At 32.4% G+C, this 14,648-nt stretch carries 6 protein-coding genes; all 6 read right to left on the bottom strand.

The features are described 5' to 3' along the window. Nucleotides 1–15: 15 nt before the first annotated feature. The 6 genes from FQU21_RS03890 to FQU21_RS03865 all read right to left on the bottom strand — a co-directional run bounded on the left by FQU21_RS03890 (nucleotide 16) and on the right by FQU21_RS03865 (nucleotide 14,611). Nucleotides 16–1,245, bottom strand: a complete 1,230-nt coding sequence (locus FQU21_RS03890) for a CehA/McbA family metallohydrolase domain-containing protein (RefSeq protein WP_147676720.1) — start codon at nucleotides 1,243–1,245, stop codon at nucleotides 16–18. Between the two features lie 63 nt (nucleotides 1,246–1,308). Then, nucleotides 1,309–3,525 carry a hypothetical protein gene (locus FQU21_RS03885; RefSeq protein WP_147676719.1) on the bottom strand — a complete coding sequence of 739 codons (2,217 nt, stop codon included), beginning with the start codon at nucleotides 3,523–3,525 and terminating at the stop codon, nucleotides 1,309–1,311. A 31-nt stretch (nucleotides 3,526–3,556) separates the two neighbouring features. Continuing rightward, nucleotides 3,557–5,080 carry a sulfatase-like hydrolase/transferase gene (locus tag FQU21_RS03880; RefSeq protein WP_147676718.1) on the bottom strand — a complete coding sequence of 508 codons (1,524 nt, stop codon included), beginning with the start codon at nucleotides 5,078–5,080 and terminating at the stop codon, nucleotides 3,557–3,559. Between the two features lie 455 nt (nucleotides 5,081–5,535). Then, a complete protein-coding gene (locus FQU21_RS03875; RefSeq protein WP_147676717.1) occupies nucleotides 5,536–7,269 on the bottom strand; it encodes a RagB/SusD family nutrient uptake outer membrane protein in 1,734 nt (577 codons plus the stop codon). A gap of 11 nt (nucleotides 7,270–7,280) precedes the next feature. Beyond that, nucleotides 7,281–10,361, bottom strand: a complete 3,081-nt coding sequence (locus FQU21_RS03870; RefSeq protein WP_147676716.1) for a SusC/RagA family TonB-linked outer membrane protein — start codon at nucleotides 10,359–10,361, stop codon at nucleotides 7,281–7,283. A gap of 242 nt (nucleotides 10,362–10,603) precedes the next feature. Then, on the bottom strand, nucleotides 10,604–14,611 hold the full coding sequence (locus tag FQU21_RS03865) for a hybrid sensor histidine kinase/response regulator transcription factor (RefSeq protein ID WP_147676715.1): 4,008 nt from the start codon (nucleotides 14,609–14,611) through the stop codon (nucleotides 10,604–10,606). Between the last annotated feature and the right edge of the window lie 37 nt (nucleotides 14,612–14,648).

The following is a 14,648-nucleotide window of genomic DNA, read 5'->3' as shown; positions in this document are numbered from 1 at the left end:
TCTCTTAAAACATATTTATTTTAATATCCACACTGGAGCCAACCAAGCAACAGCAGAAGCAGTTTCGTTATTCTTAATTTTTGTGTTATCCCAAACTTGAACAAAAAAATAGGTATCAATATCTTTATTTTTTAAAGTGATATTAAAGTAATTTTCATGCTTAATATTTTTAGCTTCAACCGATTTAATAACTTTCCCTCTACGCGTTATAATATCTATTTTAGAAATTCTGTCCGAATCATCATCGGTATCGGGGTCGTTTATATATAATTTTAATTTATAGGTTTTCGTTTGTGGAATACTACTTCCCATAATAGAATCGTTTACAGAATAACGACACTCTAAATTCTTATCAAAAGCGGCATAGGTTCTTCTTTTACGCATCGCATTCAAAATACCCTTTGAAGAATTATTTTCTGCCAAAACAAAAGTTCTCACCTGTGCTTCTGAAATTTCGGTATAATTATGGTTATCAATACCGGCTACTGGAGCAACCTTCCACCCATGATCTAAGGCGTTTATATAGCCTTCAAATTTGGATTTTCGATTATTAATTATTTCCAATAAGGTTATAATTTTAGTGATTTCATCATCACGGTAATCCCAATTATTAAATTGTTCTTTATTTGGATGATTAAAGATAACCACTACGGGATGGCCTGTTTTTAGATTTATTGGGTTTTCTTTAAGCCAATTATAAAAATACGGAAGATCAACTCCTGGACGAAGCGCATTAATATAAGAAGGAGCTCCAATAACATTAAAATGTCCTCTTCCATTATTACTATCATTCTCTGAGTGTTCTACCCCCATAAAAGCCGTAAAATTATTATTTGAAGCCATTTCTGCTTGCTTTTTAGCAACCGCCCAGGCCGTATTGTTTATGCTATTGGGAAAAAACGCTTCTTCTTGTGAATGATCTGTTACACAATAAAAATCGTAATTGGCTTTTTTGGCTTCCTTATAGTGCTTTTCGGGCAAACCTTGAAATGCCTGCCAATTATGTTTAATTTCTTTATTTTTAGGACGGCTTAGAAAAAGAGAGTCGGTAAACATAACTTTATCCCCCTTCTTAAAATTTGCTGTCGGTTTTAAATGAGCGCCATGAGAATATGAAAGTATAGAATGGGCGTGAGTACTCCCTTTTAAAATTTTGAGATTTTTAAATGGTATTTCCTTATTTTGTGCTATTAGGCAACAAAATGAATATAAAAAAATACTATTTATAATATATGCTTTTTTCATGTTTTTTAACTTTAAAACTATAGCGCAAAAAGGTTTTTTTAAAAATAATCTAATAGCTTTTAATTAGTTATTAGGAGATACTAAAATGCCTTTACCAGAACTAACTAATACTAAATAGTTGTTTGAAGCACTTAAATCTGTTACCAAAGGTGCCACTCTTTTAAAGGTATCATCTGCAATATCAAACCAAAAACCGTCATTGTGCTCTGGGGTGTTATTTCTGTATAGAACACAATCTGAATAATCTGCATTTAATGGTTTAGCATATACTATTAAACGCCCTTTAGGATCTAAGTCTAATGGTCCTGGATTGCTAACCGGAAAGGATAAATTGTTTACCATATTAGAACTTGAAGCGTTATTAACTCGAAGCACTTGATTTGGCGTAGATATGTATAATATGTCCTTACCACCATCATAAGCCAAATAGCCTTGATCTTTTCCTGCTTTTGTGGTTAAAACCTGAGTCCAAGTAATACCATAATCTGTTGTTCTCCAAACTCCAGACATCCTATCGTAAACAAATGTGGTTGAAGTTCCATTTGTTACTACAGAACATCTTAGTCCATTATTAGATTGTGGCCCCATAAATGATGTCGTACGCGTAGTCATTGCTGTCCAATTACCATCTTTTCTATCTACAGTTCTAATCCCCCCGTTATCTACAGCAGCTATAATACGCTCGGTTAAATCAGGTAAAATTACCCAAGATAAACCTATAATTCGCTTTGGTGAAGTAGTATTGTTAATTTCAGTAACTACCGGCGAATTTGTTCCTAAAGAGGAAATTGAACCTAATAGCCCTTTTTTTGTATTATTATCTCGCTCATTAACAGCTATGGCTAATTCTGAACCATTAGGTGAAAATTTTAGCCCATGACCAGTAGTAACCTTATCAAACCCCTTAGATACCCAATGAATACCACCGTCATTCGATAACAATATATCATGATCTACATTTCCCACAGCAATTATACCCGCTTGATTTATTTCCACATCACGATAAGTTAATATTTGAAAACCATTGGCTGGCCGCCATGTAATACCGGCATCATCGGTAGTCCAAATTGCAGAAGTAGAACATACAACCCATGCATCTGGGTTATGAGGAGACACTTGAATTGAGGCTACATCGCATTTAGTGCCACCTAAAGCCCAATTTGCATGCTTATCAAACACAATTAAATTTTTATTACTTCCCCATGGGTTTTTAGACACTCCTGAATTTGTTGTATTAGTCCAGCTCATTCCACTATCCTCAGAAATCCAAATATCCCCACTACCATGTCCAGTACCAACAACAATTCTATCGGTATCCGAAGTTCTTTGAACGCCATCTATAGCTGTTGCCATAACTGATGTACCAATACTGCCGGTAATATTGCTTAAGCTATTATTTGATGGTACAAATTTTCTTAAACCAAATTTACCACAAGCTAGATAAAGCCTATGTCCTAAAACAGTAATAGATTCTACGACATCTGGCACCTCTAACACTTTTACAGCTTCTGGTTTACTAGTGTTTAGTTTGCTTATACACCATAACCCTTTATTTGTCATAGAAGCATTGCCCCATAAACCAACATAAACAGAATTTGCGTCTATTGGAGACATGGCCATAGAACGCACATAAACGGGGCCATTAAAAACATTTAATTTATTCCAACTTGAACGGTTATTATTTGAAATCCATACGCCTTCTTTATAAGTTCCAGCGACCCAAGTTGAACCACCTACCCATTGAATTAAACTATGATCTGTAGACCGCGGTCTTCTTTTTGGTAATGGTCCATCGCTGTTTTGTGCTGAAAAAGATATATTAGAAGAATCCTCTACCCATGAATCTCCCCCGTTTGAAGAAGAAATAACGCCCCCTCCTTGGCCTTTAAACCCTGTACCACCAACAATTATGGTATTTCCATTTACATCTATAGCGTTAAGAGCTGCTATCTTTTGATGAGAATCTTTATACCCCAAGCCACGTGCTGCAGATTCAAAATTTTTACCATAATCAATTGATAGCCCTGTTCCCCCAATATCTGCGCCATAATAAATTTTACCAGGAACATTTGGATCCCAGGTTACAACATTTGGATAGCCACCACCAACAGGTCCCATTTGCTTAAATTCTAATGATCCTGAAACAACATCTTCTTCAGGAATTTCTACATCATGTTCTTGATCAGAAATAGCTTTATCCTGACAAGCAGAAAGCATACACGAACCAATTAACAACATTGAAAATGCTAATTTTTTAAAATCCATTTTTTTTAGTATCATAGTTTTTGTTATCCAAATCTTAAATTTTATGTTATTCAGCTTTTATGCTGTTAAAAGTTTCTATCATCTCATCAAGCTTAACCTTATTAGTTTTAGCTAAATTATTTTTTTCAGCAATGTCCTCTCCAAGATTATAAAGTTGATATTCCATAGAATTACCTGTTTTAATATTCTGTTTTTTCATAATTTCTGGTCCACTGTATGGGGGAATCATCACCCAATTACCTTTTCTTAATGCTGTTCTAGACATAGCTTCAATAACAACTTCTTCTCTTCCTTTAGGTGTTTCCCCTAAAAAGGTACTCATTAAATTTTCGCTATCTGTTAGTGGTATTTTTTTATTTACCAAATCTGACAAAGAAGCCAATAAATCTAATTGAGAAACTAGAGCTTTAGAAGTTCCTGGTTGTATTCTTCCTTTCCAATAAGTTACAAAAGGTACGTGTGTTCCTGCTTGAAACAAACTATATTTACCCCCGCTAAAAGGGCCCCATGGTTTATGACTACCATTTTTTTCTACGGCGTCATCATAATAACCATCGTTTAAAACAGGCCCATTGTCGCTAGTAAATACAATTAATGTGTTTTCTAGTAAATTTTCTTTTTCCAAAGTTTTCATAAGTTGACCTAGAGTCCAGTCGGCCTCTACGATAACGTCGCCACGAGGTCCCTTTCCCGATTTTCCAATAAATTTTGGATTAGGTGTTCTTGGAACATGAGGTTGTTGTAATGCGTAGTATAAAAAGAAAGGTTTTTTCTTATTATTCACTACAAAACGCTGTGCTTCTTTCAAAAAAGTTTTAGACATGGTGCTATCTACCCATTTAGCACTATGCCCTCCCTTCATGAAACCAATTCTTGAAATTCCATTTACTATACTATTATTATGAGTATGATGCCATTTCATCTGGAGCATTTCTGGGTGGTCTAATGCGGTAGGTTCTCCAGGAAAGTTTTCTTCATAGCTAACTTGAATAGGGTCTGAAGGGTCTAAATTAATTACTTTTCCATCTTTAATATATACCGTTGGTACTCTATCTTGAGTTGCGGCCATTATATAAGATTTATCGAAACCTACTTCATTAGGTCCAGGAGTAATATGTGTATTCCAATTAATATTTCCATCTCCAAGTCCTAAGTGCCATTTTCCTATTATACCTGTAACATATCCAGCCTCCTTCATAACTTTAGGCATAGTGACTTGGGCCGTATCTATAAGCAGCGGTGCCGACCCTGTAAGTATTTTTGCTTCTTTTTTTCGCCAAGGATACATACCTGTTAACAATGCGTACCTACTTGGTGTACAAGTGGCAGAAGTGGCGTATCCATTTTCAAAAACTAAACCCCCTGCTGCTAAATAATCTATATTAGGAGTGGCAATTTCACCGCCATTAAATCCTACATCTCCAAAACCAAGATCGTCCATATATACAATTAGGATATTTGGTTTTTTATCTATTATTTTATTTTTTTTATGATTGTTACAGGATAGCACTAAAAAAAGGAGTAATAGAAAATATAATTTATTAAGGTAGTAACGTATTTGTTGTTCCATTTTTGATTCTTATTATTTAATTTATGAGATATTTAATTTTAGTTGATTTGTTTATAACTAATAACGGCTTACCAAACCAAAACCTAAGCGCAAACTCCTGTTTTTTTTAGTATTGTTGCCAACGATTATTAAATACCTTAAAAACATCATCTTCCAAAAATTAATTCATTCAAATATATAATTCATGTGTTATTTAATTTAGGTTAAATGAGTCAATTCATAGGGGGAATAAATCAAAATAGGCTCCCTTTTGTATTAAAACCTAAATTCTATATAATTTAAATTTGTATTCTATTTGGAATTCTTTATTTACAATAACGGCTACTCTCCGTTTACTTTTTTTTGTAGATAGTTAGCATACTTAAATAAAGTAGACCATTTAAAAAAGAGCATAAATAAAAATAAATTTTAAAAATGCCCTTTTTGGTCGAACTAAAAACAAAAATTATACTTTTTTACTCATATCCAGGGTTTTCTTTTAAATTAGGATTATCATTAGTTCTACTAACCGTTAATGGTAAATAATAATGCCTGTCTTGAAAAACTCTAGAACCAGTAGATTCACCTCTTCGAATTTCTAACTTATACTTACCTGTTGTACCGTTGTAGGTATATTTTAAACCTTTTAAAGCAACACCATCCAAAACTTGTTTTGCAATTCGCCATCGGCGTAAATCCCAATAAGCTTGGTCTTCAGCAAATAGTTCAACACGGCGTTCTTGCTGAATATTTTCCATTGTTAACTCTTTTCTTTCTGGCATACCAGCACGATTTCTAATGGTATTTATAGCGGTTAGGGCTTCACTCTGTTTTCCTGGTAAATGAAATGCAGCTTCTGCTAGGTTTAGGTATATTTCTCCTAACCGAAATACTATATAATCTGTATCATCTGCGCCAGCATCTGGATGTATTTCACTTTCATCAATTCGTTTTCTAACTAAAAGTCCAGTACCATTACTAAGGTTTCTGTTTTTTGCAGGCGCCCTATTTTCCCAGTCTTCTGGGGCATCGTTGGCATTTATAGTATTATCATGAAAGTAAACATTACTGCCCATCCAAGCGGAACCTGGGTAAAAAATAGATGCAATAAATCTTGGGTCTCTAGTTCCAAAAAAGACATCGGCATCAATTTCTTTACCATCTATACTATTTCTATCGACTTTTCCTGATGTGCCATCTGCGAAATCAAATAATTCAACAATATCATAGAACACGAAAAAGTTTGATGCCCAACCAGAATCAAAAGGCTGTGGAATTGCTATAAAACTCCAATTATGTGAATTGAGAGTAGCATCATAGGCTTCTGAAAAAATTATTTCAGGGTTGTCTTCTTCTTCAATAAATAATTGTTGAAAGTTTTTTACTTTGTCTGTATATTTAGTAAATAATACATGTTCACTTTCATTAATAATTTCCTTCGAAGCTTGGTAAGCTATTTGCCAATATTTTTCAGGATTATTAATTCCTAGTATACCATCTAACTGAATTGAGCCGTACTCTCCAATAGAACCAGCGTATAATGCTGCTCTACTTTTTAATGCTAAAGCAGCCCATTTTGATGGTCTTCCTTGGCTTGGATTTGGTGGTAATACTTTAGAAATAGCATCTGTTTCGCTAATAATAAAATCGTATACTTCTTGTTCTGTATTTCTTGAAACAAATAGCTCTTCGGCTGAATCGTTAAGTGATTGTGGAGTGGTTATTATTGGCACACCTCCATAACGCTTTACCATTTGAAAAAACAAATAGGCTCTTAAAAAACGTGTTTCAGCAATTTTATCAGCTTTAAAATCTTCATCTAACTCGGATATGTTTTCTAAATTAAAAATAATAGTATTCATATCCCTTAATGTACTATAACCCCAATATTGAAGAACTCGGGCCGGATTTCCTGTTTGATCTATAACTCCTGTAGCTGCTTTAACAGGTGCTTGCCATCCAGCATAGTTTTTAAACTCACCAGCCATATTACCGTCTAGTCCAGCATTAAAACCTTTATTACCTGTGTTTAATAAAAATAAAGACTCTTTGTAAACTTCATTCAATTTTAGATTCACTAAATTTTCATCTTGCCATACGCTTTCATCAGAAATTAATCCTAATGGTTGTTTATCAAGTACATCATCACTACAACTAAAACATAGTAGCTTGATACTTAAGATTAAGACAATATTTAAAACTTTTTTCATGATTTTATTTTTTATAATGTTACTTTAAAACCTAATGTTAATGTTTTCATGATAGGATAACTGTTCCCGTCTTGATTAGCAGGCCCTTCAGGATCAAAAGTATCCTTATATATCCCAAACTTATTAAAGCTAAATAAATTGGTAGCCGATGCATAAACATCAAAACTGCTAAACCCTAATTTGTTTAATAGGTTTTTATGTAATGAATAATTTATGTTTAATGATTTTAACCTTAAATAAGTACCGTCTAACAACCAAAAATCTGATGATTTAGAATTATTGGTAGAAGTACCTGTTTCGGTAATTCTTGGTAATCTAGCCTCTGGATTTATATTAGTGTCTGGATTATTATAATCTGGTCTCCACGAATATTTGTATTGGTAATCGTAGGGTATAGAACCATTATTAAATGCACCACGAGCGCCACCACCAATTTCTGTACTAAATAAGCTAGCACCCTGAAATAATGCAGCTACTGAAAAGTTTTTATACTTAGCACTTAAATTAAGACCATAAGATATATCTGGTGTAGAGCCATACCCAATATCATCTCTGTCCCTATCATCTAAAACTCCATCGTTATTTAAGTCTATATACCTAATATCTCCTGGTACTAAAGTTGTATTTCCATTACCATCTTGATCAAAAGGCAAAGCATCAATATCGGCTTGTGTCATGAATAAACCATTACTAAGATAGCCTATGTTTCTATTGGTATAATTTTCTTCTTTTTTTCTTAATCTAATATCGTCTGGATCTGTATATTCTGTTTCTGAAAATTTTACCCACTTTTGACGCGCCCAACCTACATTTGCAGAAACACTATAACTAAACTCTGAACCTATTTGATTTCTATGATTAAGCACGAAATCAAAACCTCTATCATCTCTACTATTAATATTTTCTTGAGGTAGACTTCCTCCAAAAGTACTTGGCACATCTCTTTGATTTGTACCAAATATTCCTTCTGTTAGTCTATAAAACACATCAAACTCAAAGCTTAATTTACCATTCCAAAAATCTCCATCAACACCAACGTTATAAAGTGTATTATCTAACCATGTTACCTCGGGATTTGGCAATCCATTACTTTGAATTATTTGTCCAGCATTATCATCAATTAAGTAAACACTATCTAAAATATTATAACCTGTTAGGTATCTAAAATCGCCTACGTTATCTAAACCTGTTTGACTATATGATAACCTCAATTTTAAATTGTTCATAGCATAAAAATTTTCTAAAAACTTTTCTTCTGAAAGTCTCCAAGATGCTGAGACACTTGGAAAGTAACCCCATCTATTTTCTGGACTAAATTTTTCACCAGTAGCATCTGCTCGCATAGTAGTTTCTAAAAAATATTTGTTTTTATAATTGTAGTTTAATCTTGTTACATAACTTTGTCTTCCTGATTCTCTTGCAAATGAATTATTTTCTTGAGTGTCTTGGCTTCCTGAGCTTAAGTAGGGTATATCGGTTGACACTAAATCGAACCGGCTTGCTTCAATTTCATCGTTAGAGTAATCAATAGATTCAACTAAAGCAAGAGCGTCAAGGCTATGGTCTCCAATTTTTTTATTGTATTCTAAAGACAAAAGCGGATACATTTGTATTCTTTTTCTGTAGGTTTCACTAATACTACTCCTAGAGTTTTGTATTCCTAAATCTGTATAGGTATCGGTATCATAATCATAGCTATATACATTATATGATTTTCTTAATGATTTTTCGGAATCGTTTAATGTTTCGTAATTGAAAACAGCTTTTGCAGAAAGTCCAAAGTCAAATTTATATTTCAATTCAAACCTACCTATTAAACGTTCACTAATAAAATCATCAAATCCGGCAAATTCTTTGCTAGTAGCCGCGTAAGGACTTCGCGTTCCAAAACCAGAATATGCAGCTCTAGTGGCATCTGGTAAAAATGCAGGATAAACAGGTTGCGCCGTTTTAAGGGCTTGATATATTGAACTTAAATTTGTTCCTGGAGAGTTTCTATTTTCTCTTCTATATGAAATATCAACACCTACAGAAAGCTTTTTATTAAGTTGTACATCAACATTAGATCGCGCATTGTATCTTGAAAAATTTAAATCCCCAGATCGAAAAGCACTTTCTTGATCCAATAAACCAAGTGATGTAAAGTACTTTACATTTTCATTCCCACCTCTTACACTAAGGCTGTGTTGCATCATAGGCGTCCAGTTTTTAAATACGGTGGCATCCCAATCTTCGTTTACAAAATTTGGATCATTGCCCGCTCGAAATTTCTCTACATCATCCATAGTATATGTATCATCCAAACTACCACCACCGTTAAGATCAGACTCTCTCACCAATGTAGCATAATCCCAAGAATCTACAGTATTTCGAGTTTGAGTAGGTTGCTGAAAACTAGTGCTGGTATGCAATGAAATTTTAGGTTTTCCAATTTTACCACGCTTTGTAGTGATTAAAACGACACCGTTACCTGCTCGAGATCCATAAACTGCAGCAGCTCCATCTTTTAATACAGTCATGGTCTCGATGTCATTTGGGTCCACCCTATCCATAGGGGTTTGTAAACCATCTACTAATATTAAAGCATTTCCAAAACCTCTAATATTAATAGATGTGGCATCAGCCCCTGGAATACCAGTAGTTTGTTTTGTAATAAGCCCAGGGATACGTCCTGCCAACAACTCTGTTGCCGTAGTTGTAGGGGCTTGAGTGAGTTCTTTAGCCTGTACAGTAGACACGGCTCCAGTTATAGACGATTTTTTTTTGGCGCCATAACCTACAATAACTATTTCATCAAGTTTAGCTGTATCTTCCTTTAAAGTTATTTGGTAGTTGTTTTTAGAACCTATAGTAACTGTAGTACTTAAAAATCCTAAATAAGATATTTTTAATACCTCTCCTGGTGAAGCTTCTATAGTAAAAACCCCATCAAAATCTGTATAAGTTCCTCTTGTAGTATTTGCGATAGCTACAGACGCAGAAGGTATTGGTTGTAAATTTTCATCCATTACCTTGCCAGTAATTTCATTTTGGGAAAATGCGGCTTGCCCCAGAGATATTAGAATAATAAAATAAAATAGAAGTGTTTTCATTGTTTTGATTTTAAAATTTAGTTAACAGTTATTTTGCACAAACTAAAAGCTTTTGAAATGAAATTGTAAGGGTAAATAGAGCAAGAAAGGGGTAAAATAATTCAATTTCATAAAAAGGGAATAAATTTAATTGTTGATAAGTATAATCCCCCTTAAAATCAGTTAGTTTACATATATTATTCATACTTATTCCCATCTTGAATTTTAAACAACTTTATAAAATGGTTGAAATTATTTAATAACTAAACCGATTGCTCGTTTTGTAATTTTATTTTTGATTTATACTTGGAGGGAACGCATCCAAATTGTTTTTTAAAAGATACTTTAAAATATTTATAATCATTAAAGCCTACCTGCATAGCAATTTGTTTCATTTTAAGGTCTTCGGTAAGAATTAATTCAGCCGATTTTTTAATTCTAATAGATCGAATAAACCCTGTTAAAGAAAGACCTGTAAGCGATTTTATCTTTCTATATAATGTAGATTGACTCATACAACAAATATCAATTAAGTTTTCAATTCCAAAGTCTTCATTCATAAGGTTTTCTTCAACCGCTATAATTACTTTATTGATAAACAGACTTTCAGAATCATCCTTTTCTAATTTAGAAAATGTTGGTTCAAACCTTACTTTATTCAAAAAATACCCTCTTGTTTTTGCTCTATTTTCAAGAAGAGTCGCTATTCTTGCTTTAACAATCTGTGGGTCAAAAGGCTTAGTAATGAAATCATCGGCTCCTGTTTTAAGTCCTTTAATCTCGTACATATTAGAAGATCGAGCGGTGAGTAAAATTACTGGAATATGAGAAGTAATTATATTAGATTTTAAAGTTTTACACGCTGTTAACCCATCCATTATAGGCATCATGATATCACAAAGAATTAAATCGCAATTTTCTTTAGAAGCTATTTCAACACCTTGCTTTCCGTTCTCTGCTTCTAATATATTATAAAAAGGACCTAAAAATTGATGTACATATTCTCGTATTTCGACATTATCTTCTACAATTAAAATAGTGTTTTCTTTTTGTTCTATTTCAAGGTTTTTAATTGATAAATCATTAAGATCTAGTTTTTCATATATTTCAATTTTATCAGTATTTTTAAAGTTTTCATCTATAGTACTTGGATTATAATTGATTGATAATGGAAATTTAATTATAAACTCCGTTCCTTTATTTAACTGACTATTTACTTCTATTGTACCATGATGTAACTCTACTATTTTTTTAGTAAAACTCAACCCGATACCGCTTCCAATAAAATGCGAGGTATTAGTTGTTTGAATTTGATAAAAGCGATTGAAAATTTTACTTTCAAATTCCTTGTTCATTCCAGCGCCATTATCTTTTATTTTTAAAATACAATAATCATCAATTTGATCTATTAAAATTTTAATATTCCCGCCTTTTTCTGTGAATTTAAAGGCGTTTGAAATTAGGTTGCATAAAACAATTTCAATCTTATTTCTATCAAACGGAAAGACGATAGAATCTTTTGGTTTTATATATTCATATTCAATATTTTTATCTACTGCTTGTTCTTTGAAATAAAGAAAAACCTCCTCAGTGAATCGGGTAAAATCGCCATCACTAACATTAAGTTTTAATAAACCATGACCCGCTTTTCTAAAATCTAATAACTGATTAATTAGGTTGAGTAATCTGGTGGCATTTTTATCTACAGTAATAAGTTTTTCAGTAACTTCTGTTTTTAAGCCTTCCATTGAAAGCATGTCTTTAATTGGCCCTGTAATTAAAGTAAGTGGTGTTCTAAATTCATGGGAAATATTGGTAAAAAAAGTAAATTTAGCCTCACTCAATTCTTGCTCTTTTTTTAATCTATTAGTTAGTTTTGAGTGTTTTAAAAGCATATAATAGAAGCTAGTAATAACCAAAGCAAAAAGGATAGAATACAAAAAGAAAGCCCACGGACTAAGCCATGGCGCATAATTAATTTTTATGTTAAGAGATTTTGGCACTGACCATTGTTGTAAATCTTTTGAAGAGCTTATATGTAGCTTATAAGTACCTGGAGGCAAACCAACAAAATGAACTTCGTTTTGTGATTTTAAATTTACCCAGTTATCCTGATACCCTTCTAATTTATATCTAAAATTATTGACATCGTTGGCAAAATTAGAGCTTGCAAAACCTATTGCAAACGATTTTTCTTTATGTGTAAATTCAATATCCTCTACATAACTAAAATCTTTATCAAGATTGACAAATTCATACTTAGGATTGCTAGGTGTTACCACCTCATTATTAACATATAAATGAGTTAATGTAATATCGGTATTTGCTACTATTTCTTTTTTTATATTATCAGGCTGAAAATATGTTAAATTCCCTAAACCTCCTGCATAAATCCATGAAGCATTATCTTTATAAAAACTTCTAATATAAAATTGCGAGGTGTAAACGCCATCATTTCTTCCGTATTCTACAAAAGACTTATCCTTTATATTTAATTGTACTAAATTGGTAGTGGTGGTTAACCAAAGTGTATTGTTATAACTGGTAATACCGCAAATAAAATCATTTTTAAGTCCATCTTTCTTTGAAAATTTATCGATTAATTTTAAGGTGTTATTTATATATTTTAACTTATAAAGGCCATCGGGTGTACCTAACCATATATAGCCATTATTTACAAATACTACATTAATAATTGCCGGAAGGGCTTCATCGAAAAACTCTGCATGATGATTAAATTCTTTATTTGTCTCATCATACATATAAATTCCGTTATACGTTCCAACCCAAAGCTTGTTATGATTATCTCGAACTAATGATGTTATTCGATTGCTTCTTAGTGCTTTTTTTTCAGTATTATTTGTAAACTGATCTCTAATAACAGGTTTTTTAGGGTTAGAAACATCTAATAATATTAAACCATCCTGCTGTGTTCCCACCCATATCACCTCATCATTTTCTACCAAATATGATGTAGCCAATGGTATTTTAATCGAGCTTATTTTTTGGCCAGAAGCATTTAATAAATAACATTCATCTCGTGTTCCAACATAGAAAATAGAATTATCCTCATAAATAGATAGTACTTTTTTATTTCCTATTGCTTCAACTTGGTTTAGGTTTACTAGAGCGTCACCAATAAACAAGCCATTTCTTAAAGTTCCAAGCCAAAATTTTTCTTTTTTAAGTATTGAAAGTATAACAAGGTTTTCCTTTAAAACTGAATTTTGAACCACGGCATCTAAGTTTTTAAAACCTTTACCTTCTGTTAATCTTACTATGCCTCCTAATCCTGTTGCAATCCAAAGTACATTATCTTTATCGTTATGGATATTTATAATAATATCATAATTAACCGTGTTTTTTTCATTTGGAGGATAAACTAAATTTATTTTTTCAAACGCTTGTAAAATCTCATTATGCCTATATAAGCCATTTCCCCATGTACCAATCCATAAGTTGTTTGTATTATCTAAATGTAGCGTAGGAAAATAATTTGTTTCAATTCCTGTGTTAAACTTTTTAATACTTAGTTTGGTACAATCAAGTTGAAAAATACTTTTATCCTTTTGAACTCCATTGGATAATGTACTTATCCACAAACAATTACGCTTAACATCTTCAACTATATCTGTAATAACAGAAAGCGCTTCATCCAGATTAAATGAAAAAATCCGATCTTCTGAAGGGTCATATTTCTTTAAACTATTTCTAGAACCAAACCATATGTTGCCATGGGCATCTTTTATAATACTAAGAACCTGTTTAAAAGGGTAATGCTCCAACAATTCATTATAAGTATTATTAATAACAAATAGACCATTTTCGCTTGTTCCAACCCAAATATTCCCATTAGAATCCTCATTAATTGACCGCACTCTTAGGGCTGCTTTTTCATTTCCTGTTAGTAGTGTATTAAAATTATCTAATGCTCCAGTTTCTAATACAATACGGGATAATCCGCCACTTTTAGTACCAATCCAAAGGTTATTTTTACTGTCAATAAAAAGTGTTTCAATATTTTCATTATGAAGTCCAGGATAATCTGGTCCTGGTTTTATAGTTGTAAAGCTATTACCATCAAACTTTATAAGCCCATTTTCTGAAGCAATCCATTTAAAATTTAACGAATCGCTGACTATTTGAGACACGTAATTATGGGAAAGACCTTGGTTTGTTGAAATGTAATCGATTAAATATTCTTGATTAAATTCTTGTGAATACCCTAAATAGGAATAAATAAATAAAAACGTTATAAGAAACTTTTTCATATATAATTTTATATCAAAAGCATAATTTAATTAATAA

It is taken from the genome of Algibacter pacificus, assembly GCF_008033385.1.
GTDB classification, from domain to species: domain Bacteria; phylum Bacteroidota; class Bacteroidia; order Flavobacteriales; family Flavobacteriaceae; genus Algibacter; species Algibacter pacificus.
The sequence above is the reverse complement of the archived record's forward strand: the minus strand, read 5'-3'. Positions and strand labels throughout refer to the sequence as shown.